This is a genomic window from Ruegeria sp. AB9 (assembly GCF_056542585.1).
On record NZ_JBQGAA010000019.1, the window covers coordinates 21121 to 45775 of the forward strand.

21 protein-coding genes, 1 tRNA gene and 1 pseudogene are annotated in these 24655 nt (G+C 55.8%); 6 read left to right on the top strand and 17 right to left on the bottom strand.

Annotation, left to right across the window (positions count from 1 at the left end; genetic code table 11):
- Nucleotides 1-234 precede the first annotated feature (234 nt).
- Nucleotides 235-1572 carry a serine hydrolase domain-containing protein gene (locus ACR0K5_RS22715; RefSeq protein ID WP_480631822.1) on the top strand — a complete coding sequence of 446 codons (1338 nt, stop codon included), beginning with the start codon at nucleotides 235-237 and terminating at the stop codon, nucleotides 1570-1572.
- A gap of 198 nt (nucleotides 1573-1770) precedes the next feature.
- Nucleotides 1771-4560, top strand: coding sequence for a bifunctional aconitate hydratase 2/2-methylisocitrate dehydratase (locus ACR0K5_RS22720; protein ID WP_480631823.1), 2790 nt, complete (start codon nucleotides 1771-1773; stop codon nucleotides 4558-4560).
- Between the two features lie 113 nt (nucleotides 4561-4673).
- Here the strand turns inward: ACR0K5_RS22720 and ACR0K5_RS22725 are convergent, their stop codons facing one another.
- Nucleotides 4674-5132, bottom strand: a complete 459-nt coding sequence (locus ACR0K5_RS22725) for an Lrp/AsnC family transcriptional regulator (RefSeq protein ID WP_480631824.1) — start codon at nucleotides 5130-5132, stop codon at nucleotides 4674-4676.
- Nucleotides 5133-5230: 98 nt separating this feature from the next.
- On the opposite strand from ACR0K5_RS22725, the gene ACR0K5_RS22730 reads away from it, so the two are divergent.
- Nucleotides 5231-6052 carry a phenylalanine 4-monooxygenase gene (locus ACR0K5_RS22730; protein WP_480631825.1) on the top strand — a complete coding sequence of 274 codons (822 nt, stop codon included), beginning with the start codon at nucleotides 5231-5233 and terminating at the stop codon, nucleotides 6050-6052.
- Between the two features lie 15 nt (nucleotides 6053-6067).
- Here ACR0K5_RS22730 and ACR0K5_RS22735 read toward each other — a convergent pair whose 3' ends face one another.
- The 6 genes from ACR0K5_RS22735 to ACR0K5_RS22760 all read right to left on the bottom strand — a co-directional run bounded on the left by ACR0K5_RS22735 (nucleotide 6068) and on the right by ACR0K5_RS22760 (nucleotide 10032).
- The gene (locus ACR0K5_RS22735) at nucleotides 6068-6589 is read right to left on the bottom strand and encodes an N-acetyltransferase family protein (RefSeq protein ID WP_480631826.1); all 522 of its coding nucleotides are present in this window, start codon (nucleotides 6587-6589) and stop codon (nucleotides 6068-6070) included.
- Entirely contained in the window at nucleotides 6586-7140 is a 555-nt protein-coding gene (locus tag ACR0K5_RS22740) for a helix-turn-helix domain-containing protein (RefSeq protein WP_480631827.1), read from the bottom strand. Before ACR0K5_RS22740 ends, ACR0K5_RS22735 begins: the two co-directional genes overlap by 4 nt.
- Nucleotides 7141-7258: 118 nt before the next feature.
- Entirely contained in the window at nucleotides 7259-8275 is a 1017-nt protein-coding gene (locus ACR0K5_RS22745) for a Fe(3+) ABC transporter substrate-binding protein (protein ID WP_480631828.1), read from the bottom strand.
- 192 nt (nucleotides 8276-8467) lie between these two features.
- Nucleotides 8468-9628 (bottom strand): WD40/YVTN/BNR-like repeat-containing protein, encoded by a 1161-nt coding sequence (locus ACR0K5_RS22750; protein ID WP_480631829.1) that lies wholly within the window; start codon nucleotides 9626-9628, stop codon nucleotides 8468-8470.
- 113 nt (nucleotides 9629-9741) lie between these two features.
- Nucleotides 9742-9867: a type B 50S ribosomal protein L36 gene (gene ykgO / locus ACR0K5_RS22755; RefSeq protein ID WP_008755722.1), complete on the bottom strand. Its 126-nt coding sequence runs from the start codon at nucleotides 9865-9867 to the stop codon at nucleotides 9742-9744.
- A gap of 90 nt (nucleotides 9868-9957) precedes the next feature.
- Nucleotides 9958-10032, bottom strand: a tRNA-Val gene (locus tag ACR0K5_RS22760).
- A gap of 148 nt (nucleotides 10033-10180) precedes the next feature.
- On the opposite strand from ACR0K5_RS22760, the gene ACR0K5_RS22765 reads away from it, so the two are divergent.
- Complete coding sequence (locus ACR0K5_RS22765) at nucleotides 10181-11041, top strand: N-formylglutamate amidohydrolase (protein ID WP_480631830.1); 861 nt, start codon at nucleotides 10181-10183, stop codon at nucleotides 11039-11041.
- Nucleotides 11042-11043: 2 nt separating this feature from the next.
- On the opposite strand, the gene ACR0K5_RS22770 is transcribed toward ACR0K5_RS22765, so the two are convergent.
- Together ACR0K5_RS22770 and pyrF are read right to left on the bottom strand one after the other, a co-directional pair.
- Complete coding sequence (locus ACR0K5_RS22770) at nucleotides 11044-12297, bottom strand: DNA polymerase IV (protein WP_480631831.1); 1254 nt, start codon at nucleotides 12295-12297, stop codon at nucleotides 11044-11046.
- Between the two features lie 337 nt (nucleotides 12298-12634).
- Nucleotides 12635-13339, bottom strand: coding sequence for an orotidine-5'-phosphate decarboxylase (pyrF, locus tag ACR0K5_RS22775; RefSeq protein WP_480631832.1), 705 nt, complete (start codon nucleotides 13337-13339; stop codon nucleotides 12635-12637).
- Between the two features lie 227 nt (nucleotides 13340-13566).
- On the opposite strand from pyrF, the gene ACR0K5_RS22780 reads away from it, so the two are divergent.
- Both ACR0K5_RS22780 and ACR0K5_RS22785 read left to right on the top strand, forming a co-directional pair.
- Entirely contained in the window at nucleotides 13567-14493 is a 927-nt protein-coding gene (locus ACR0K5_RS22780) for an MBL fold metallo-hydrolase (RefSeq protein ID WP_480631833.1), read from the top strand.
- Nucleotides 14490-15433: pseudogene (locus ACR0K5_RS22785) on the top strand (MBL fold metallo-hydrolase). The gene ACR0K5_RS22780 and the pseudogene ACR0K5_RS22785 overlap by 4 nt, the downstream one beginning before the upstream one ends.
- A 1-nt stretch (nucleotide 15434) precedes the next feature.
- Here the strand turns inward: ACR0K5_RS22785 and ACR0K5_RS22790 are convergent.
- The 8 genes from ACR0K5_RS22790 to soxB form a co-directional block, all read right to left on the bottom strand.
- A complete protein-coding gene (locus ACR0K5_RS22790) occupies nucleotides 15435-16493 on the bottom strand; it encodes a YeeE/YedE family protein (RefSeq protein WP_480631834.1) in 1059 nt (352 codons plus the stop codon).
- 52 nt (nucleotides 16494-16545) lie between these two features.
- Nucleotides 16546-17769: a 5-aminolevulinate synthase gene (hemA, locus tag ACR0K5_RS22795; RefSeq protein WP_480631835.1), complete on the bottom strand. Its 1224-nt coding sequence runs from the start codon at nucleotides 17767-17769 to the stop codon at nucleotides 16546-16548.
- 1 nt (nucleotide 17770) lies between these two features.
- Nucleotides 17771-18205, bottom strand: coding sequence for a DUF302 domain-containing protein (locus tag ACR0K5_RS22800; protein WP_480631850.1), 435 nt, complete (start codon nucleotides 18203-18205; stop codon nucleotides 17771-17773).
- A 79-nt stretch (nucleotides 18206-18284) separates the two neighbouring features.
- A complete protein-coding gene (locus ACR0K5_RS22805; protein WP_480631836.1) occupies nucleotides 18285-19547 on the bottom strand; it encodes an FCSD flavin-binding domain-containing protein in 1263 nt (420 codons plus the stop codon).
- Between the two features lie 23 nt (nucleotides 19548-19570).
- A complete protein-coding gene (locus ACR0K5_RS22810) occupies nucleotides 19571-20278 on the bottom strand; it encodes a c-type cytochrome (protein WP_480631837.1) in 708 nt (235 codons plus the stop codon).
- A 2-nt stretch (nucleotides 20279-20280) separates the two neighbouring features.
- The gene (locus ACR0K5_RS22815; RefSeq protein WP_480631838.1) at nucleotides 20281-21606 is read right to left on the bottom strand and encodes a c-type cytochrome; all 1326 of its coding nucleotides are present in this window, start codon (nucleotides 21604-21606) and stop codon (nucleotides 20281-20283) included.
- The gene (gene soxC / locus ACR0K5_RS22820) at nucleotides 21590-22852 is read right to left on the bottom strand and encodes a sulfite dehydrogenase (RefSeq protein ID WP_480631839.1); all 1263 of its coding nucleotides are present in this window, start codon (nucleotides 22850-22852) and stop codon (nucleotides 21590-21592) included. The genes ACR0K5_RS22815 and soxC overlap by 17 nt, the downstream gene beginning before the upstream one ends.
- A 24-nt stretch (nucleotides 22853-22876) precedes the next feature.
- Complete coding sequence (gene soxB, locus ACR0K5_RS22825; protein ID WP_480631840.1) at nucleotides 22877-24574, bottom strand: thiosulfohydrolase SoxB; 1698 nt, start codon at nucleotides 24572-24574, stop codon at nucleotides 22877-22879.
- Nucleotides 24575-24655 lie beyond the last annotated feature (81 nt).

A 24655-nucleotide genomic window follows, 5' to 3' on the forward strand; every position in this document is an offset into this window, starting at 1 on the left:
CGCGTGGGATGAAGTGATTTGCATCACGCGGCTTCCAGGTTGGCGATAGAAAATCGAACACTGGAACAGGAAATGGCATCACGTTGACGGCAATTCTTGGGGAGCCCCAGTCTGCTTCAAAGTCGCCTGACCTATCGATCGGCATCAAAGCTCTACGTAACGGAATAGTAGTAAACCCGACCCAGTTGCATCTAACCTTTTCTTACAAAATGGCAGCAGGGGCATGTCTGACAGATGTTCAGGAAGGTATTGAAGACAATTGCAGGTGTCGCGGTTCTGGGCACTGTGGGTTTGGTCGGCTATCTGTTGATTGCACCGCCGGATCTGCTGAAAGTCGGAACGAATTACTCTGCCAAAATCGTCTGTTCCAACGTCTTTATTGCCGGACGCGATCCTGACGAGGTTCTGGCGGTAGACGTGCAGGCGCCCGGTCATCCGCTGCTTAGGCAAATCTCGATCACGGTTGATCGGGACGCGCAAACTGTGCAAGCGCGGATCTTCCGGTTCTTTGCGCCCGCCACGTCGCAGTTTCGGCCGGGGCTAGGCTGCACAAATGTTCATGATGCATCTCTGAGCGCACGGACCCTTGAGGCAATTGATCCCTTGCCAGAAGGCCTTTGGCCTAATGGTAATGACGTCGCCCTGTCTCAGGATCCCAAGGTTCAGAGCGTCATGTCGGATGACAGCTTGGTGGGGGACGGATATCGGGCCGTTGTTGTGGTTCGAAACGGGCGCATCGTTGCCGAACTCTATGCCCATGGGTTCGATGCAAACACGCCATTGCTGGGCTGGTCCATGACCAAGACGGTCACGGCTGGATTGATCGGCACATTGATTAACGCGGGTCGAATGAGCGTGTCGGAAACACTCGTCGACAGTTTTCCGGAATGGGCCAAGGACTCTCGCCGGGACATTACCGTGGCTGACATGCTGTCCATGGCCAGCGGATTGCAATGGAACGAAGAGTACGGAGACGTTTCTGACGTAACCCGGATGCTGTATCTCAGCGACGACATGGCTGATTTTGCTGCTGGCCGCGCCCCCGAAACCGACATTGGCACCGATTTCAACTATTCCTCGGGTACGTCCACGATTCTGTCCCGTGTGTGGCAAGACAAGCTGCCCGACGGCGGGTTGACCTATCCGCAAGAGGCGCTTTTTGAACCGCTTGGCATGACTTCCGCAATTATCGAGGCAGACGCCAGTGATACCTTTATCGGGTCCAGCTACATGTATGCGACAGCTCGTGACTGGGCCAGGTATGGACAGTTTCTATTGCAAAATGGCGTTTGGGACGGCGCACGGATTTTACCCGAAGGGTTTGTGAACTGGATGTTTGAAGCCGTTGCCGTTTCGGACGGGAAATATGCCAAAGGTCACCTTTGGCTGGAAGCGCCGGGCGACCTGCCACCATTCGAAGACGCGGTTTGGTTGCAGGGGCATGACGGTCAATTCATCGGAATATTCCCGTCCCATGACATGGTTGTTGTGAGGATGGGGTTAACGCCATCCCGAATGGGTTATTCCTCTTTGCCGTTGGCGAAAGAGTTAATTTCGGCTTTCGGGGGTTAGGGTCGGCCCCCCTCCACCCAGCGCATCGCCGTACACTTCACTGTTGTTTCCCCATTCATCAGGACACCGGGTCGCAGGCAGGTATCTTGCATATTGGCAGCTTTTAGTATACCGCCGCATACAAATGAATGCCAGGGCTGGCCAGACCGTCGCGAGCCTGGCGTAAATCGTCACCAGAAGCAGATAGCCGGAACAGCCATGAGCCTTTACACAGAATATCTCAGCGAGATCGAAACCCGCAAAGAACAGGGGCTGCACCCAAAGCCCATCGATGATGGCGCTCTTGTGAAAGAGATCGTCGCCCAGATCAAGGATGCCGGGAATGAACATCGCGACGAGTCGCTGAACTTTTTCATCTACAACACGCTGCCGGGCACAACCAGCGCCGCAGGTGAAAAGGCGAAGTTCCTGAAAGAAATCGTTCTGGGTGAAACCGTGGTCGAGGAAATCTCGGTACCCTTCGCGTTTGAATTGCTGTCACACATGAAGGGCGGCCCCTCGGTTGAGGTTCTGCTGGACCTGGCGCTGAGTGATGATGCCGCGATTGCCGAGCAGGCCGCCGAAGTTCTGAAATCGCAGGTCTTCCTGTATGATGCCGACACCGACCGCCTCAAGGAGGCGTTCGAAGCTGGCAGTGCAGTCGCACGGGACATTCTGGAAAGCTATGCCAAGGCTGAGTTCTTCACCAAGCTGCCCGATATCGATGAAGAAATCGAAATCGTGACCTATGTCGCGGCCGAGGGTGATATCTCGACAGATCTTCTGTCGCCGGGCAATCAGGCACACTCACGTGCTGACCGCGAACTTCACGGCAAGTGCTTTATCTCGGAGGCGGCGCAAGAGGAAATTCAAAGTCTTAAGCTTCAGCACCCCGGCAAACGCGTAATGCTGATCGCGGAAAAAGGGACCATGGGTGTGGGCTCGTCGCGTATGTCCGGCGTGAACAACGTGGCGCTGTGGACCGGAAATCAGGCCAGCCCTTATGTGCCCTTCGTCAACTTCGCCCCGATCGTCGCTGGCACGAACGGCATTTCGCCAATCTTTCTGACCACCGTTGGCGTGACCGGCGGCATCGGCCTCGACCTGAAAAACTGGGTCAAGAAGGTGGACGAAGACGGTAACGCAATCCTGAACAACGACGGCAACCCGATTCTTGAAGAGAAGTATTCGGTTGCAACCGGCACGGTTTTGAAGATCAACACCAAAGACCACAAGCTGCTGAGCGAAGATGGTGACGAACTGGTGGACGTATCCTCGTCCTTCACTCCGCAAAAAGTGGAATTCATGAAGGCCGGCGGCTCATACGCCATTGTCTTTGGCAAGAAATTGCAGACCATCGCGGCAGAAACACTGGGTGTCGAAGCGCCTTTGGTTTTTGCACCATCCAAAGAGATCAGCCACGAAGGCCAGGGCCTTACCGCAGTCGAGAAGATCTTCAACAAGAACGCCGTCGGCACAACACCGGGCAAGACCCTGCACGCCGGATCGGACGTGCGTGTAAAGGTCAACATCGTGGGGTCGCAGGACACCACCGGCCTGATGACCATGCAAGAGCTTGAGGCGATGGCCGCGACGGTGGTGTCGCCAAGCGTTGATGGGGCTTATCAGTCCGGGTGTCACACTGCATCGGTCTGGGATGCCAAGGCGCAGGCCAACACGCCGCGTCTGATGAAATTCATGAATGATTTCGGCCTTGTTACCGGCCGTGACCCCAAAGGCATCTATCATTCGATGACCGACGTGATCCACAAGGTGCTGAACGACATCACCGTGGATGACTGGTCAGTCATCATCGGCGGCGACAGCCACACCCGTATGTCCAAGGGCGTAGCGTTTGGTGCAGACTCGGGCACCGTGGCACTGGCGCTGGCCACCGGCGAAGCCTCGATGCCGATCCCGGAATCGGTCAAAGTCACCTTCAAGGGCAAAATGGCCGATCACATGGATTTCCGTGATGTGGTGCATGCCACACAGGCGCAAATGCTGGAACAGCACGGCGACAACGTTTTCCAGGGCCGTGTGATCGAAGTGCATATCGGCACTCTGCTGGCGGACCAGGCCTTCACGTTCACCGACTGGACTGCTGAGATGAAAGCCAAAGCCTCGGTCTGTATCTCGAATGACGAAACACTGATCGGGTCACTGGAACTGGCCAAGTCCCGCATCCAGATCATGATCGACAAGGGTATGGAGCATGAAAACGGCATGCTGCAGAAGCTGATCAATATCGCTGATGCACGCATCGCCGAGATCAAATCGGGTGAAAAACCTGCTCTGCAACCCGACGACAACGCGAAATACTTCGCCGAGGTCGTCGTCGATCTGGACCAGATCAACGAACCGATGATCGCTGACCCCGACGTCCACAACGCCGACATCTCCAAGCGCTACACTCACGATACGATCCGCCCGATCTCTTACTACAATGCTGAAAAGCATGTGGATCTGGGTTTTGTCGGTTCATGTATGGTGCACAAAGGTGATATCAAGATTGTCGCCCAGATGTTGAAGAACCTTGAAAAGGAAACCGGTAAGGTCGAATTTAAGGCACCACTGGTGGTCGCGGCTCCGACCTACAACATCATCGACGAATTGAAGGAGGAGGGCGACTGGGAAGTGCTCGAGAAATACTCGGGTTTCGAATTCGACGACCTGTTCCCGAAGGAAAAGGCCCGCACCGAGTACGAGAACATCCTGTACCTCGAACGTCCGGGCTGTAACCTCTGCATGGGCAATCAGGAGAAAGCCGCCAAAGGCGATACGGTTTTGGCCACCTCAACCCGATTGTTCCAGGGCCGTGTTGTTGCAGATGCGCCGGACAAGAAGGGCGAAAGCCTGCTCGCCTCAACCCCCGTCGTAGTTTTGTCGGCCATCCTGGGTCGGACCCCAAACGTCGAGGAATACAAAGCTGCCGTCGAAGGCATCGACCTGACCAAATTCGCCCCTCCGATTGAAAAACCGGCGGACACGAAGTCGGCTCACTTCTAAGCGCGAACCTTCAAACTAATGTCGATCGCCCGGGCACCCTATCAGGTGACCGGGCGTTTTTTGTCTCGTGTCTATTTGGCTGTGATTGCACCTGACAAAAACGCGTACCGGGTTCAAAGAATAGGCAAAGGTCCACGCGTCTTGGTCTGCCGAAGAACAAAGTTGCTGCGGGTGTCCCGGACGAGGCCGGACTTCAAAAGACGCTGCATGATAAACACCTCCAGATCTTCGGGTGTCTTCGCATAAACTTTCAAGATGAAATCATGATCCCCGGTGATCGAGGCACATTCGACGATCTGTGGTTCGGTTTCGACAAGCCGCAAAAAGTCCGAGATGCTCTTTTCCTGATGATCCTTCAACGCAACATGGACGTAGGCGATGGCGTTCAGACCGACGGCCTTGGCGGGGACTTGCGCGCGATAGCCCGTAACCACTCCGGATGCTTCAAGGTCGCGTACACGACGCCAGCATTGCGAGGCCGACAACCCGGTTCGGTCAGCCAGTTCCTGCATCGAGAGGCGCCCGCTTAGTTGCAGCTCTCGCAGAATGTCTATGTCAGCAGGATGAAGCATTTATTTCGTTTTTAGATATTTGTCAGGACGTTTCATTCATATTATCGCGAGTCTTTCGATTATCAAAACAAATCCACCGCACTCTGCGCGCTATCCTGTTGGCAAGCAGGAGGAAACGGATGCCCAAATCGACCAAATATGTCGCAAAGGTCGCCGATGCGCGGGGCCACATCGCCTACACTGACGAAGAAAACGCTGTCTGGGCCGATTTGTATGCAGCGCAAGAAGGCAATGTGCAGCGCCACATGGCGCGAGAATATCTGGACGGGCTAGCCCGACTGGACTTGCCGAAGACAAGGGTACCCTCCTGCGCGGACATTTCTGACCGGTTGCTGGACCTGACGGGATGGCGGGTGCAGCCGGTTCCAGCCCTGATCGGCTTCAAGACGTTTTTCGGTATGCTGGCGGATCGCGTCTTTCCCGCGGCCTCGTTCATTCGGTCCCGCGAAGATTTCAACTACATCGAAGAACCCGACATTTTTCACGAGATATTCGGTCATACTCCGTTGTTGAGCGACACACGTTTTGCTGCGTTCAGCCATGCCATCGGCCAGGCCGGGAAACAGGCGGACGATGCCGATTATGCCTGGCTGATCCGGCTATACTGGTTTTCAATTGAGTTTGGCCTGCGCCGTCAGAACGGTCAGATCAAGGCGTTGGGATCGGGGCTGGCATCGTCGCCGACTGAACTGATCTATGCCGTGAGCAGCGATATCCCGGATCGGGACCCGTTCGACATCTTGACCATTTTGCGCACGCCGTATCGGATCGATATGCATCAGATGGGGTATTTTGTTCTGGATGACCCTGAAGAGTTGTTTGAAGCCGCAGATCGCGACCTTCTGGCAGATGTTCGTCGCGCGCGCCAGTTGGGGCTGTTGCCGAACAAGTTCCCGGAAAAAGTGACAGCGGCGGAATAGGGCCGCCGCCCGGCGTCAGACAGACAGGTCTTTATACATATAGGTTGTGGGTTCCAGTTTGGGTTCGAACGGGTTTCGGCAGTAGTTCGGTATTTCGCCTGCACTCTGAAATCCGAGGTCCTGATAAAGCAGTCGTGAGGGATCGGTGCTGCGCGTATCAAGGACCAGCATCGTGCGCCTTAACTCTTTCGAATGTTGAAAGAGGGCATCCATCAAAGCGCGACCGAAACCCCGCCGTCTGGCATTCGGGTGCACCAGAAGCTTCGCGACATCGGCGCGGTGCGGCTGATTTGGCATGGCCGCCGGGATCAGTTGAACGGTGCCCAGAATGCGCCCTTTGTCATGGACGACGAACACCTCCAATGCGCCGGACCTGAGCCCCGGCAGAACGTTTTGCAGCCAGTACCTTCGTGCATCTTCCAGTGTAAACGGAAGTATGAAGCCAATGCTGGCCCCGTCGTGAACACAGGCGTGGAGGATTTCTGCCAGATCATCAAGCGCTGCGCCGAAATCGGGATCGCTCAGACGCGAGATCATATCAGCACCAAAACATAGCGCGCACCGCGCGATGCCCCGGTTTCAAACCGGGTCGGGCCTGACAGGTGATAACGCAGGCAATCTCCGGCGCTCAGCGCATGGGGTGTTCCGTCAACAGTCAGTGTAAGTGCGCCATCGATTAGGATCAGATGATGTTCCTGCCCGGATTTGGGCGGCGTCTCGTAAGTGATGACCGTGTCTCGCGGAAGGTGGCATTCCACGACCTCTGCGTTCAGGCCGTTTGCAGGAGGTGATACTGCGCGGCGGGTAAAGCCCGTTTCAGGATCACGCCATTCGGTCTGGCGTTCAAACGGCACCTTGGGGTCAAAACTGTCTTCGACCATCATCAATAGTCGCGACATGGGCAGGTCATAAGCAGCACAGAGGCGGCCAAGATTCTCTGCCGTAGGGCTGACATCACCTTTCTCCATTCGGGACAGCGTGGCGCGACTGATCCCACTCAGAGCGGCCAGTTGATCCAGCGACCACCCGCGCCCATGGCGAAACTCGTTCAAGCGAAAGGCGAGGCGGTTTGACAGGTTATCGAGCATAGATCACAAACGAGAATAGTTTTCGTATGTGAGAAAAGTATCCTGAAAATTTTAACTTGTAAATGAGAAAGGGCGTAGAAATTCCACGCCCTTTGCAAACTTTTAACGATGCAGCGGATTACTTCCAGCCAACCTCGTTAAAGATTTTCTGCGCTTCCGGGATGTTCTTGGCGACGTCCGCAAGGTTCACTTCGTCAGCTTTGAACTCACCCAGTGCCTTTACCGATTCCGCCAGCTCAACGCTTTGTACCGCCGGGAATTCGTCATTGCCCGCCGAGAAATATTTCTGTGCTTGATCACTTGCCAGATATTCAAGGAACAGGATCGCATTGTCTTTGTTTGGCGCATGCGCCGCGACGCCGCCACCCGACAGGTTCATATGCGCGCCATAGCTGTCCTGGTTGGGGAAGACCCAGCCGATCATGTCGCGGTCAGCAGACAGACCTTTGACATCTTTGCGGATTGCACGTGCAAAGTAATAGGTGTTCGACACAGCGATATCGCATTCACCTGAAACGATGCCACGCAGCTGGTCAGTGTCACCGCCCTGTGGATCACGCGCCATGTTGGCGACCACGCCTTCAGCCCAGGACTTTGCAGCTTCTGCTCCATCATGTGTGATGATCGAGGCCAGCAGGGTCTGGTTGTAGGTGTTGGTTGATGACCGGATGCAGATCAGATCTTTGTATTCCGGCTTGGCCAGATCCGCGTAAGTGGCCGGCGGATTAGTGACGTTTTCTTTGTTGTAAAAGATGATCCGACCACGCTGTGAGAAACCGAACCACTGGTTGTCGGTATCCTGCAGGTTAGCGGGGATTCGCTCTTCCAGAGTATCGCTTTCGATCGACTGTAGGATGCCCGCATCTTTGGCGCGCGCCAGGCGCGAGGTATCGACGGTCAACATCACGTCTGCTGGAGAGTTCGCGCCTTCTGCCTCCATGCGCGCAATCAACTCGTCCGCCTTGCCTTCGATCCGGTTGATCTTGATGCCAGTGGCGTCTTCAAAGTCCGTGTACAGACGTTCGTCGGTATCATAGTGGCGTGACGAATAGAGGTTCAGCTCGCCTTCGGCAGCGGCCGAGGTTGCGATCAATGCCGACAGAGCGGCGGCCAGGCAGGTTGTGGATTTCAGCATAGTGTGCCCCAACAATTGAATTTCGTGTCGGCCCATAATCCGACTGATTTGCTCAATTATATGATTCTCGGTCAGATGCAAGGAAATCCGACAGATTTACTTGGGAAAATGATCGCAGGTGCTCATACGAGGCACATCCGTACGTGCAAGAGGTGTCCGAAAGAGAAAGTAGTATATGCTGCAACGAATGGATCACCCGCGATCAAGAACCTCAATTGCAAGGATTGTGGGCAAGTGGCGCGCTACTTCTATCCAAGTGTCCCCTTCATCCACACTGGCAAAAACAGAGCCGCTATTGGTCCCGAAATAAATACCGGCGGGGTCTCGGCAATCTCCGGCCATGGCCTGGCGTAGAACAGTGAAAAAGCAACTCTCCTGCGGCAGACCGCACCGCTGATCTTTCCATGTTGCGCCTCCGTTGGTGGATTTCCATACTGCGGCGGCGGCATCAGGCGGATAACGCCCGATGCTGTCCCCGTTTAATGGCAAGGTCCAGATCGTGTTTGAGTCACGCGGGTGAACGTGGATCGGAAACCCAAAAGTGGACGGCAGGCCTTCGGTGATGTCTTCCCAACTGCGCCCCCCGTCAGGAGAGCGCCAGACCCCGTGATGATTTTGTTGATACAGCAGATCCGTGGCGCCGGGGGCCTGCACCATGTTGTGGACGCAATGCCCCGTCTCACCATTTCTGGGGGCTGCGGGATGATCATGGTGCGTACAGGCCTCGGCGTTGGATAACCTGTTGCGCCGCTCCCAGTTTGAACCGCCATCCTCAGTCGCAAAAACACCTGCGGCCGAGATGCCGACCCAGAGCTTTTGCGTATCATTTGGATCCGCCACGATTGTATGCAAGACCAGCCCCGCACCACCGGGATTCCAATCAGGTGCCGAAGGGTGGTTTGTCAGACCCTCGACCGTATTCCAGGTCCGACCGTTGTCATGGCTGGCCAGCAAGCGGGCCGGTTTCGTGCCCGCATACAACGTTCCATGCTCATAGCGCAGAGACCAGATTTGTGAAAACTCATCAGCGAAAGGTGCGGGCTCTCCGGTCCAGCCAATCATCCGGGCAAAATCCGGGTCGTTCGCAGCCCACTCGTCCATTTGACCACTGGTGAGTTTCGTTACCTCCCAGGTTTCACCGCAATCTTCGGATCGCCAGACACCGGCACCATGCCAGTCACCACCACCCCCGGCCCAAAGTGTGCCAGTCCTGCTATCGCCGATGACATGGTTGATAGGCCAGCCCTCACAATGCGGGCCTGATACTTTCCAATCTGATCTGTTATGGTCACCTGAGACAATAAAAGTGCCCTTGGTCGTTCCCACCAATACGTTGATGCCGTGTTCTCGCATGAACTTCGCGCTCCGCACTATCGAAGCAAGGGTACCACGTTACACCCATTGGCGTGGAAAACAAAAAAACCGCGCTCGAAAGCGCGGTTTTTTAAATCAGTGTTGTGCAGTTCTTAGCCCTGACGAGCTTTGAACTTGCGCTGCGTCTTGTTGATAACGTAGACGCGGCCTTTGCGACGCACAATACGGCAGTCACGGTGCCGGTTCTTGAGCGAGCGGAGCGAGTTCTTGACCTTCATGGTCTGTCTCCAATCTGCGGCGCCTTCATCAAGGACGTGGCCAGCGCCTGGGTTAGTCGGGTGCCCCGGAAACCCGGAACAGTGAAATCATGGTGGGCGGTACAAGGATCGAACTTGTGACCCCTTCGATGTCAACGAAGTGCTCTACCGCTGAGCTAACCGCCCACTTTCCCTTTGCGTGCCCAGCCCCATAACGAAATGGGGCGCGGATCCCCGCGCCGGTAGCGGGGTCTATAAAAGGAGTCGCAAAGGGGTTCAAGGGGTTTGGAAGAACTATTTTCCGGTCTATGTTGATTACGAACATGGAGAGATCATGCAGAACGCAGCCTTTGTATTGGATATGCCCGAAAACCGCAGTTCATGCGTGGTTTTTTCATCCCCACATAGCGGGCGGGATTATCCCGAAGCATTTCTGAAGCGGTCCGTTCTGAACCAAAGCGTGATTCGGTCCTCTGAAGACGCATTTGTTGATCAACTTTTTGCGTCAGCCGTTGAATATGGCGCGCCTTTGATAAAGGCGGCCATGCCCCGTGCTTATCTGGACCTGAATCGCAGTTTGGACGAGTTGGACCCGGCGCTGATCAGCGGTGCACGCAGGCACGGGCATAATCCAAGGGTTGCATCAGGGCTGGGCGTGATCCCCCGCGTCGTGGCCAATGGGCGGGCGATTTACAGCGGCAAACTGACCATGGACGAAGCGCGGCTGCGCATCGACACCTATTGGCGCCCCTATCACGCACGATTGAAATCCTTGCTTGCCGAATCGCATGAGAAATTCGGTCAGGCCATTCTCGTGGATTGCCATTCGATGCCGCATGAGGCGGTGGCCATGGCTGGCACGACCCGAAACAAACGGCCCGAAATCGTGCTGGGGGATCGGTTTGGTGCTTCGGCCACGTCCGAGATTGTGGACCACGTTGAATCGGCGTTTGCGTCGGCGGGTCTGAATGTGGCGCGCAATGCCCCGTTTGCCGGGGCCTACGTGACTCAGACCTACGGTCGCCCAAGCCGTCAGCAGCATGCGATACAGATCGAAATCGACCGCGCCTTGTATATGGACGAAGAAAAGATTGCCCCAAACGCCAACTTCATGGCGTTTTCGAAACTCCTTCGGCAAGTGGTTCGCGAAATCTCCAGCATCGGTTCAAAACCGGTCCGTCTGGCTGCGGAATGAGCCTAGCGCAAAGCGCGGCCCTTCACGATGGCTTCAGCTCCGAACTTTTGGCGGATCTCATCTGTGGCTCGCTCGGCCTGCGATCTGCGGACGGCGCCCGGATCAAGCAGGTCGCCAGAAATATCGGCCTGATCCGAGGAACACAGATCGGACAGACCACAACCTAACAGGCGATACGGCCCCTGATCGCCCACCTGATCAAAAAGCCCCCTTGCCGTGCGATAAATCTTGTCTGCGATCTGCGTTGCGTCCCGCAATGAGACGCGCCGCGTCAGAATCTTGTGATTTGCTTTCTTCAGCTTCAAGGTAACGACCCGGCCAGCCAAATCCTTGGCTTTAGCGCGGTCAGACACTTTCAAGGCCATGCGCCACAAGTGACCGTCCAGAACATCAGGGTTGGCGGTGTCTTCAAAAAAGGTAGTCTCATTGCTGATGGACTTCATCGGTTCATGGGCAGATACACGCCGCTTGTCCTGCCCTCGTGCCAGATGCCACAGGCGATACCCCATCGAGCCAAAGCGCGCAGTCAGAGCCTCCTGATCCCAACGCAGCAAGTCGTTGAAGGTTCGGATTCCCGCCCGTTCCAGTGATTCCTGCGCAGCGGGACCAATCCCCCAGATCAACCGCACGGGTTTGTCATTCAAAAACTCTGCCGTTTCCGCCTTGCCGATCACCGAGAACCCGCGTGGCTTGTCAAGGTCCGAGGCAACCTTGGCCAGAAACTTGTTGTGACTCAGCCCGATTGACCCGGTCACACCCAGTTCATCTTTCATGCGTTTGACCAAACGCGCGAGCATGACGGCAGGGGGTGCTCCGTGCAGGCGCTCGGTACCCGACAGATCCATGAAAGCTTCGTCCAGAGACAGCGGTTCGACCACGGGTGTCAGTTCGTCCATCATGGCGCGGATGTCGCGTGACACTTCGGCATAGACGGACATGCGCGGTTTGATCACGACAGCATCCGGGCACAGTTGCAGCGCTTTGAACATGGGCATGGCGGAACGCACGCCGCGAATCCGGGCCACATAGCAGGCTGTTGAAACGACACCGCGCTTGCCGCCGCCTATAATGACTGGCTTGTCCACCAACTCCGGATTGTCACGCTTTTCCACCGAGGCATAGAAAGCATCGCAATCCATATGAGCGATCGACAGGTCAAATAGTTCGGGGTGTAACTTGACCCTGGGGCTGCCGCAGGCCGTGCAGCGCCGTTCGTTTGTCAAAGGGGTCAGGCAATCTCGGCAAAGACCGGGCATCTGCGTCCTCGTATGTTCCGCAGTTGACTTGGGGGTTCTTTATATCATCCCCAAACAGTGTTCAAAGATCATTCGGAGAAAAGAAAACCCCCCGCAGCATCGCGGGGGGAAGTAACGAACCTCAGGAAGAGATGGTTCGTTGGGGAGTAATTCCCCTTGAGAATCGCCAAGATTTACGATCCCCGATAGGATGAAGGTCGCTTTGGCAAAACTCACTTTTTGAATGTGTGTTTTCTGGCACAGGGACGATTTGGCGCGGATTTCTGAAAAATTGACGTTAGGTCAATCTCTTGCGGCGGCATTTGAGCACAAAAAACGCCTGAAACGGTGAATCCGTTCAGTGCACTTTCAGAGAACTTAACTCGGCCAAAACCGCTTCGGCGGCGGCTTTCGGATCCTCTGCCTGATAAATCGGGCGTCCAACGACGATATGATCTGCGCCGTCCTGGATGGCATTGGCCGGCGTGGCCACACGTTTCTGATCACCAAGCGCTGCGCCCGCCGGGCGCACGCCGGGAGTGACGATCAAACGCCCCTCGGCCTGCGGCAGCGCGCGGATCAAAGCGGCTTCCTGCGGGCTCGCGATGACGCCATCAGCACCGGCCTCCAACGCTTTGGCGGCGCGTTCAACGACCACGTCTTGCACGTCGCCGGGTTTCAGAAGACTTGCGTCCAGATCGTCGCGGTTCAATGAGGTCAGGATCGTCACCGCGAGGATTTTCAGGTCTTTGCCCGCTGCGCCTTCTTTGGCGGCACGCACCACATGCGGATCACCATGCACGGTCAGAAAATCCAGATCGAATTGCGCCAGACCCCGCACGGCGCTTTCAATTGTATTGCCGATGTCGAACAGCTTCATGTCCAGGAAAATGCGCTTGCCGTGATCCTGTTTCAGCTCATTGGCCAATGCCAGTCCACCGCCGGTCAGCATGCCCAACCCGATTTTGTAGAACGAAACGCTGTCCCCCAAGCGCTCGGCCATAGCCAGACCCTGCAGGGCGTTGGGTACGTCGAGGGCTACGATCAGACGGTCATCAGACATGGGGCACTCCTTTTTTTTGGCAAACGTCTGCGTCCTAGCGAGTTCGGGCCGCTCTGTCCATCTGAGATGCTGGACAGGCGAAGTTTCCTTTTGCGTTTTTGTACACAAGCGCACAGGTTTCCACCTACCCAGATCGCGACGCGTTGCAATCCGGAGGAACGCGGCAGTGCAGCCCTTTTCCATCCTTCGTCATTTACAAATTAAAACATTCATCTTAATGATTGTGTATGAATGGAAAAGCACTTTCTCGACGCACTTTCTTCTGCCGCGCCGCATGTCTCGCAGTACTGGGCGCTCAGTCCAAAACTGCGCTTGCAGAGTTGCAACTCGGTTCCTCGGCTCGAATTACAACATTGTCGGACGGCTATCTGTCATTGCCGCCAGAGATGGTCTTCGGATCCATGCCGAAAGAAGAGCTTAAGCAGCTTCTGAACCGCAATCAAACTGACGCAACCAAATACGAGCCAGAGTGCAACGTGGCGCTCTACCGAGACAGTAAAAACACGGTTCTGTTTGATGTTGGTGCCGGGGCAGATTTCATGCCGACATCCGGCAAGCTTTTGGAAACTCTTGAATCAATTGACCTGTCGCCCGAAGACGTCACCCACGTGATCTTAACCCATGCGCACCCAGATCACATCTGGGGCGTTTTGGATGACTTCGATGACCTGCTTTTTCCCGATGCCACATATCACTTCGCCCGCAAGGAATGGGACTATTGGTGGAACCCATCGACGGTGGAAACCATAGGCGAAGATCGCGCCGCGTTCGCAGTGGGCGCAAGGCGGCGCATGGAAGCAATTGAAGATCAGGTCGTTTTCTTTGATGACGGGCAGGAAATCCTGCCTGGTATTGCCGCCCGGGCAAGCTTTGGGCACACGCCTGGGCACATGGCCTTTGAAATTCGCAATGGCAGTGAAACCGTGATGGTTGTCGGCGATGCGCTCGGAAACCCACACGTGGCTTTTGAACGCCCCGATTGGTACAGCGGCACGGATCAAGATCCTCAAACTGCGGCAGCCACGCGAAGATCGCTGCTGGATCAGATTTCTCAGGAGCAAATGAACATAATTGGTTTCCACCTGCCGAACGGTGGGGTTGGCCGGGTCGAAAAGGCCGGCTCCACATATCGATTTATTGGAGAGCCTTCATGATGCGATCGCTTGTAGTTGCGTTAGCCTTGGCCACACCGGTTTGGGCAAGCGAAGATGTTGAAGACCAATACCCGCATAGCGCGCTGTATTCCAAACCGGTCGAATACATCCCCGGCGTATATTCCGCCATTGGCGCAACCGCTCCACCCACCTATGAAAACTCTGGCCACAACAACAACCTTAGCTTCATCGTAACAGGTGAGGGTGTGGTCGTCATAAACGGCGGCGCGGCCTATGTCCTTGCTGAAGCGCTTCACAAGGAGATTCAGGCAATCACGGATCAGCCGGTCAAACTTGTTTTCAACGAGAATGGTCAGGGGCACGCGATGCTTGGCAACGCCTACTGGTCTGAACTTGGCATTCCAATCATCGCCCATTCGGATGCTGCCGCCGAATTCGAGGAATATGGCCCCCAGATTCTGGAGGGAATGCAGCGATACAATCAGGACAAGGCCGAAGGAACATTTCTGGCTGGCCCGACCGAGACATTCGACGATGAATACGTGGTTGAGATGGGCGAATTCCGGATTGAGGCGAAATACCTCGGACCTGCCCACAGTCCTGGCGATATCTCGATCTGGTTGCCGAACCAGAACCTTGTCATCGCGGGTGACATGGCATTTCACGAGCGTATGCTGCCGATCTTTCAGGAGACCTACACTGCGGACTGGCTTGAAACCTGGGACAACGAGTTCGAAGTTTTATGGCGGCATATGTGATCCCTGGTCATGGCCATCCGACAAACATGGATCAGGTGCGCCGATACACACGCGACTACCTGGTTTACCTGCGCGGCAAAGTTCAGGAGCACATGGACGCAGGCGGAGATCTGGCAGAGGCTTACTACGTCGATCAGTCTCCTTATGCCCATCTGGACACGTTCGAAGAACTGGCAACGAAAAATGCCGGGCGCGTCTTCGAGCAGATGGAATTTGAGTAACTCAGGAATGCAGCGGAGCTGGAATTCGCATCAATATCCTATGCGTGCTGATCGCCCCGACCCACATGGAGAATACGGCAAGCCACGCCGTCAATGACAGGGCGGACCCTCCGGACAACCCGGCACCCACGGCGCAACCTCCTGCCAGCATCGCTCCGAAGCCCATGAGAACGGCTCCGACGAGGTACCGTTCCATCGGGGTGTCCGGTCCAAACCGTTCGATCTTCCACTCACCGGCAAGAACAGCCGATGTCGCAGCCCCGATTGCAACGCCCGGAACAAGTCCGATGCCGAAAGACAACGCAACGTCCCGTTTCGCGACGAGCGCCATCAGTGTATCCGTGGCCGGGCCGGTAAACGTGACCGAGGACACGGGCACAACTTCAAAAGATGCCTGCGCAATCGAAAACGTCATCAACCAGCCAAGTGCCACCGCCACCCCAACGCCTGCGGCGGTTACGATCCTTGCAAGCGCGACTTTACGGTGGGAAGCAAACGCAATTGCAGAGATCAATCCTAGCGCTGCAACAGCAGAGTAAACCGCTGGTGAAAAACCGAATATTTCTGAAAGATCGCGCGGCGCACCACCTGCGACGGTCCAGATACCGGAAAGCATCTCGCGTGCGGGGCTAAGAACGCCCGTGTAAGCTGCCTGAGCCACCAAGGTTAAAATCAATCCTGCCACAAGGGCGCGCAGATTACCGCACGAGGCCAACACCAGTAGGCGGGATGCACATCCGCGCGCCAAAACCATGCCAATGCCGAACAATGCTCCACCGATTAACGCGCCGCTCAGGCTGCCTGTTGAGGCGATTGCGCGTGTTTCGGACAGGTCCAGCCACTCAACGGTGACAAGCGCCTGTACCAACGCAAGCGCTGCCGTGAAAGCGATCAGCCAAACCGCCAAACGGGGACCAAACTCACCTTCGGCAACTTCAACAGTCGATGCCCGCAAACAAAAGTGAGATTTCTGAGCCGTCACACCGAACAAGACACCGACAAGCACTCCGGCAAATGCTAATGCGCCTGGGTCTCCTAACAGATCGATGAGCCTCTCCATGGGCAGAAACTCTCACCTCGTTGCGGTTTCGTCCTTGTCTTCGGTCAAACTGTTACTGCGCGGCCGTCGGCCTGCGCGCCAATTGGCATTGTGTCCATAGCTCACCCAAAGCAGATACCAGTCGATCCACGTCTTCAGGGGAATGCACGGGCGACGGTGTAATCCGCAGACGCTCTGTTCCCTTAGGGACGGTCGGATAGTTGATGGGCTGGATGTAAATCCCATAGTCGCGCATCAGCACATCCGAGATGAAGCGACACTTGACCGGATCGCCAACCATGACCGGAATGATATGGCTTGGGTTCGGCGTATGTGGAATGCCCAGATCGTCCAGCCTGTTTCGAACCTCGTACACGCGCTGCCGGTGCAGGCGTCGTTCCGCATTACTTTGCTTCAGATGCCGAACCGAGGCCGCAGCACCTGCAGCCATGGCAGGAGGCAACGCGGTGGTAAAGATAAACCCGCTGGCAAAAGACCGGACAAAATCGACGAGCTCATGCGATGCCGCGATGTATCCACCGACGACGCCGAAGGCTTTGCCCAAGGTTCCTTCGATGACAGTCAGTCGATCCATCTGACCTTCACGCTCTGCGATGCCGCCACCACGCGGTCCGTAAAGTCCGACCCCGTGAACTTCATCCAGATAAGTCATCGCGCCATAGCGATCCGCCAATTCACAAATCTCGGCAATCGGTGCGATATCGCCATCCATGGAATAAACGCTCTCGAACGCGATCAGCTTAGGCGCATTGACTGGCAAGTCAGCAAGATGCCTTTCAAGGTCCGCAAGGTCATTGTGCTTCCAAATCCGCTTTTGACAGCGACTATGGCGAATGCCTTCGATCATCGAAGCATGATTCAGTTCATCCGACAGAACCGTGATACCAGGGATGCGGGACGCCAAGGTGCCCAGCGCGGCCCAGTTCGACACGTATCCGGACGTGAACAGCAATGCCGCGTCCTTACCATGCAGGTCTGCCAGCTCTTGCTCCAGCAATACATGCTCGTGGGTCGTCCCCGAGATATTCCGAGTGCCGCCAGCGCCTGCACCGCAACTGTCAATCGCCTGGTGCATCGCGGCGAGCACCTTGGGATGCTGGCCCATACCGAGATAATCGTTTGAGCACCAAACAGTCACTTCCTCGGGACCGTTCTCAGCATGATTGCGCGCTGTCGGGAACGCTCCGCATTGGCGCTCGAGATCCGCAAAGACCCGGTAATTCCCTTCTTCGCGCAGCTGCTCTAACCGGCCACGAAAGAACTGTCGGTAATTCATCTCAGTTCCCGACGGCTTCTTGGACAATACCCGCCAGCAGGGCTTCGACTTTCTCCATCGCCCCGTCCGGATAGCTTCGATAACCGACTTTGACGCCGCTGTCGTCTTCGGCCACGAAGATACCGTATGGGCAATAGCCTATGTTCATCGGATCAGCTTCCATCACCTCGCGCGAGACCTTTGCCGAGCAGAAGATAAAGATATCTGCTGCCGAGAAAATCTGCTTGTCGCTGCCGACATCAGCGCCCGTCCGGTTCAGCATTTCACCAACGTGGCTCACATAGTCGATGACCAGCCCCTGCCCTACTATCGCGGACTCGACGGCGAACGTGGCATCATCAAAACTGCCGTCAAAGGGGGTGGTGATGATCTCTTCTGCAAGCGCGTGACTTGCGAGGACAGCGGAAAACACGGCTGTTGCGATAAAGTGTTTCATGGTCATAATCCTTCTCCTGAACCGCATTTTCTCAGATTGCACCTCGGGGGCTTTGACAGTGGTCCAGCCCCCGAACTTCTTAACCGAACATGTCTGAGGTGATACCGGCATACCAACCCAGCGATTCCTCGTAGGTTGCTTTTCTTAAATCCGAATCTTCGCCCGTCTGGCTGATAAAGCCATCCACCTTGGCGATCTTCTCAGGTGTCGCCTCATAGGTCGCACCAACCTTTACACCGTCATCGGTGCCGATCAGCGACCAGCACGTGTTCGAGAACTTTGCCGGGAATATTTTGGACCCGGTCAGTGCGCCTCTCACAGCATTCGCACAGACTTTGGCCTGACTGTTGGCAGAAAAGCCGGATTTCGGCATATCACCCTGCTGGCTGGCATCGCCAAGGACATAGATGTCCGGATCAGCCTTGGAGGACATGTCGTCCGCGTTTACAGGCGCCCAGTTGCCATCAGTCACGCCGGCCATTTCCGCGATGCGCCCTGCTTTCATCGCCGGGATCACGTTACAAACATCAACCTTCGTCTCTTCGCCGTCGATGGTAACGGTCATCGCACCTGGGTTCACCGACACGTTGCCCCCGCCAAAATCTTCCCCGATCCAGTCAACCATACCTTCGTAGTGATCTGCCCAACCTTCCTGAAACAATGACATTTTGGAGAATTTCGGTTTTGGGTCAGCAACGATGATCTTTGCTGTCGGGTTATGCGCCTTCAGAACATGCGCAACCATGGAAACCCGCTCATACGGTCCGGGCGGACACCGAAACGGGTTCGGCGGAGCGACCATGGCAAAAGTACCACCTTCGGGCATCGCCATGATCTGCGCTTTGAGAAGCTCGGTCTGGGACCCCGCCTTATAGGCGTGCGGCATCTTGTTTTGCGCCGAGATATCCCAGCCCTCGACTGCACCGTCGACAAAGTCGATGCCCGGGCTCAGGATCAGCTTGTCATAAGGAACGGCCCCACCACCCGCCAAGGAGACTGTCTTTGCGTCACGATCAACACCCACGGCCCAATCGTGGATCACGTTGATACCGTATTTCGCTGCCAGCGTGCCATAGCTGTGTGCGATGTCCGAAAGCTCCTGAAACCCTCCCAGATACAGGTTCGAGAAAAAGCAGGTGTAGTACGTGCGGGAGGGCTCGATCAGAGTAACGTCAATCTCACCTTTGCTATCCCTGGCGATGTAACGCGCAGCAGTTGCGCCGCCCGCGCCGCCGCCGATGACGACGACCCGTGGCTTGCCCTGGGCCAGCACCATCGGTGCCGACAACCCGGCTGCCACTACACTGGCGGCTCCGAGAAAGGTTCGTCTATCAAGTTTCATCGCGTTTCCTCCCCTTAGGTTAGTCACTCTGGATTGTTGAAATAGGCGGCCAACGCCGCGATCTCGTCATTGCTTAGCCGTCCGGCGATCATTTGCATGACGGGATGTGGCCTCTGCTTGTTCTTGTAGGCGTGCATGGCGACCACGAAGTCCTCATCCGGCCAATGCACGATCGAAGGGATACCCTCATCGCTTCCCTCGATCTGGTGGCACGTTGTACATTCGCTGCTGAGGTATGCGCCGTATTCAGGATCGCCTTGAATTTCCAGAATCGCGAGGTTGACGGAACGATCTGTGCCTTTCGCGGTTGGATCTGCTTCCGGGATATCCCTGGGATTGTCGGAAAACTCCCGTAAATAGGCGATCACATTGGCGCGGTCTTCCGGGTCTGTCAGACCAGGAAAACTCATCCGTGTGCCTGACGCAAAGGCGCGTGGATTTTCGATATATGCCGAAAGGGTGTCCGCATGCCATTCCAGGCCCGAAGTGCCCGCGCGCACAAGACTCTTGGAATAGTTGAAGCCGTCAAGTCCTGCAGCCTTGCGTCCAAAGACCCCGTTCAGATGCGGGCCAATCTTGTTTTCGGCTTCTTCGCCGACCTGATGACAGCCTTTGCAATTGTCAAACACCGCTTTACCGGCTTCAGCATCGCCAAGGTTTTCTGTCGCACAGGTCGAAGAGGCAAAAGCCCCAACGATCATGGTGCAGATCAGAACGATCGGCCACCGCATAGTCAACTGCCAAACGTTTTGAGATAGACAATCACAGCTTCGATATCGCCCTGTTTCTTAAGGCCCGCAAATGACATTCGGGTTCCTTGCATGTAGGCCTTGGGCTTGGCAAGAAAGGCGGCCATTTCTTCATCGGTCCAGACAAGACCTTCATCTGCAGCGGCCTTCATTGCCTTGGAGTACTTGAACCCGTCAACCGATCCGGCATTGGCTCCGACAACCCCATTCAGTGCTGGCCCCGTACTGTGCTTTGCGTCGTCTCCGACTTGATGACAGGACTTGCACTTCTTGAAGACTTTCTCGCCTACAGCGACCAGTTGTGTGGTTTCGCTAGTTTCTGCAGCTTTTTGAACGTCGGGCGTTGTTGCAGCATCTTCCTGCGGTTTTGGTGCAGCAGTTGGAATGAATGAAGGGCCATCCGCCGTGAATGTTGGCAATTCATCTGCGTCGGCATCATTCATGACCGAAGTCGAACCACCCTCTGGCGGCGTCTCAACCAGAAAGACAGAGCGCATGGTGACCGCGGTCTCTGTTTTGCAGTTTTCCATGCAAGGCTCTTCGCGCCATTCAGCGTATTCGGTCTGTGGTCGAACATCGACTACGAAACCGTCCTTATTGTACATCTGGAAATCAGCGAAATTTTTATTGTTCAACTCGAAATCATCATCCACCAGATCGTTGGAATAAAGGATGTAGGCGACTATTGCATAGGTCTCATCGGCTGTCAGCGTGCCCGCTTCACCAAAAGGCATAGAGCGCGAAATGTAATCCCACGCGGTCGACAAATGCGGCCAATAAGACCCAACGGTTTTTACGGGATCTTCGTCTGCAAGGGTATCGAAACCACCTGACAGAACAGGCCAGTTGTCCACACCTTCCGCGAACTCGCCATGGCACGATGCGCAGCGATCGGCAAAGACCTCTTCTCCGGTCCAGACATCGCCCGACCCAACTGGCAAGCCGCGCCCGTCCGGCAAAACATCAACGTCCCAGGCCGCGATCTCTTCCTCCAGAGCAAGTCGCCCAAGCCCATAAGCGCCATCGCGGCTGGGCGCTGGTGCAGTCAGGTTCGCACCAATTGCGACACGTTCAGCTGCAGCAGCCTGAATTTCTTCGACTTTGAGCTCCAGCTCGGCTGCTCGGTTGGCTTCAGCTTGCGCATTTTCCTGGGCTGCTGCTGCGTGCGCCTCAACCTGACCGATCCGGGTTTCCAGAGTTTCGATCTGCGACTGGCCGTAGTTCCGGTTCGCGAAAGCCAATGCTGCCGCAAGAACCAACGCTGTGCCGCCGAAAACAGGCAGGAAAACATGACTAAGAGACTTCGACATTCTCAGCGATCCCTTCTGCGCTTACGTACCAGGTCTGAATACAGTTGTTGTGATAGACCGAGTTTTCTCCACGCTTTTCGCGCAACTGGTCTTTGGTAGGCTGCACATAGCCGGCTTCGTCCATCGCCCGGGCCTGCAAGAGCATTGGTGCCCCATCCCAGTTCGTATCGAGATAGAAACGCGTCAAAGCCTTGCTGTCGCCCTGCTTGCCAAGGCGCGCCGACTCCCAGGTGATGCCGCCATCTTTGGAAACATCGACCCGCGTGATTTGCCCGTGGCCTGACCACGCAAGCCCGGATATGACCAGCGGACCCGGTCCGTGTTTGATCGGCATTTGCGGACTGGGTGACGTAATGACGGATTTTGCATCCATCACCCAAGTCCATTTCTGAGCTGTACCATCAGCGTAAACATCAGTGTATTTTGATGTTTCTTCACGGCTTTCGACCGCCATATCGACAACCTCGATGCGGCGCAGCCACTTGACCCACATATTGCCTTCCCAACCCGGCACGACCAGACGTACTGGATAGCCATGCTCCATCCGCAGCGCTTCGCCATTGGCTTTGAAGGCGACCAAAACGTCATCCAACGCTTTTTCCATTGGAATGGAGCGGCCATTGGATGATGCGTCTGCGCCCTCGACATAGACCCATTTGTCGGGCGAGATATCGGCGCCCGCTTCCTGCAACAGCGTTCGCAACGGAACACCGGTATATTCCATGTTATGGATCATACCATGGGAGAATTGGACGCCATTGAGTTGCGCACCAGCCCATTCCATCCCTGTATTCGCCGCGCATTCGCAGAAATACACGTGGTTCTCGCGTGGGAACCGCTCAATGTCCTCATAGGTAAAAACCAGAGGGCGCTCAACCAGCCCGTTGATCATCAGGCGATAATCTTCTTTGCGCAGTTCGATCGCGCCCGAGTGATGGCGTTCAAAGGCGCATCCCTGTGGTGTGATTGTGCCATCAAGCGCGTGGATCGGCGTGAAGTTGATCGACGAAATCGGAGAAGCGGTCAGCCATTCCACGTTGCGGCGAACAACATCGGATTCGAAGCTGATCGGCATTCCATAAGGTGTCTCGTCGACCCCCACGCCTGTGTAGGATGCCCAATCCTGAAGCTCGGTTATCAGGGGGTCGGGCGTGTCTGCCGCAACCGCGCCGGCGACTGATCCTGCGGCGACCGCAGCACTGCCTTTCAGGAAGGCCCGGCGGGACGGCGTGAACGCGTCATCCATATCTCTTAGGTCTCCATCTATTTCTTAAGCGCCGATAACATCGACACTGGTGTTCTCTTGCACCGTGACGGTGCCAAGGTTGCGAATGTGATTTTCGACGACATCCCAGATCGGCGGACCCTCGGTGCCTTCGTTGACGCTGGCCCAACCGGCCACGACGTAGGTTTTCGACGGATCAATCGCTTCACCCGTCTTGAGCAGGATCATTTCGCTGATCCGCTGCCCTTGCGGTTTTGTCACGTCGATGCGGTAGCCCAGCCCACCGATACGAACCATATCGCCGCCCTGCTGGTAGTAGGGGTCGGGGTTGAACAGGTTGTCGCCAACATCCTCGAGGATCACATGGATGAACTCGCCTGTCATTTCGGTGCGATAGGCATTCGGATACGACATCGAGGTGACGTTCCAGATGTCCTCGCGCGTGATCTCCTGCCCCGGCAGGATCGACGGCCCCCAACGAACGCCGGGCGACATCGCAATGTCTGCCTCCCGCTCTTTGAGCAGGGCATCACAGATCAGATCATCCCAGGTGCCGTTAAAGTTGCCGCGACGGTAGAGCAACGAGTCCGATTTACCGATCACCTCGCTCAGTGCCGCCTCATAAGGAGCGCGCTGTTCATTGATCAGGGCAGAGATCGATGGATCAGGAGCGATTACATCAGAGAAGATCGGGATAAGCTTGTGCTTCAATCCCATCATCTGCCCATCCCGAACATCCAGATCCACGCGGCTGACGAATTTGCCGTTCGACCCAGACGCGATGATATGCGTTTTACCGACCAGAACCGGCTCGGGAAGCGCGTCATGGGTGTGGCCACTGAGGATCACGTCGATCCCCTGCACCCGTCCCGCCATCTTCTTGTCCACGTCAAAGCCGTTATGGCTGAGGACTACGACGACATCGGCACCGGCAGCGCGAACCTCATCCACCATTGCCTGCATGTTTTCATCCCGGATACCGAATGAATATTCTGGGAACATCCAGCCTGGGTTCGCGATTGGCATGTATGGGAACGCCTGCCCGATCACGGCGACCTTTGCGCCGCCCCGATCAAAGAACTTGTAGGGCTGGAACAATTCAGCGGGCTCGTCCCATTCGGCGTCAAAGATATTCTGACCCAAGGCCGCAAAGGGCAGACCTTCAACGATTTCATTCACCCGCTCGCTGCCCAGCGTGAACTCCCAATGGAATGTCATCGCATCGGGTTTCAACGCATTCATGACGTTGACCATGTCCTGACCCGCCGTCTGATAGCAGGTGTATGAGCCATGCCAGGTATCGCCACCATCCAGAAGCAGAGCATCAGGACGGTCCGCGCGTATGGCGTTGATGACGGTCGAGACCCGGTCCAAACCACCGACCCGGCCATAAGTCTTCGCCAGTGCTGCAAAATCGCTGTAGGTGAGCGCATAGGCCGACGGGCTTCCGTCTTCAATTCCGTAGGCCTTACGAAACGCGGCCCCCGTGACGTGTGGCATCTGACCGCGCGCGGTGCCAATACCAAGATTTATCTCGGGTTCGCGAAAATAGATCGGTTTGAGTTGCGCGTGAATATCGGTGACATGGATCAGGCTGATGTTGCCAAAGGTCTCAAACTCCAGCAGTTGATCCTGCGTCAGGCTTTGTTGTGCTGCAAGTCTGGCCCAGTTACCAAACCCGGAGGCGCCGTAAAGCGCCGAGGCGGCCATTGAAACCTGCAGGAAATCTCGTCGCGAAATCATCTGATGTCTTTCTCATTTCACATATAAATGTGTGAATGTTATTTCTGCGAAAAACCCGCACCGGACATCTCCGCGCGGGCC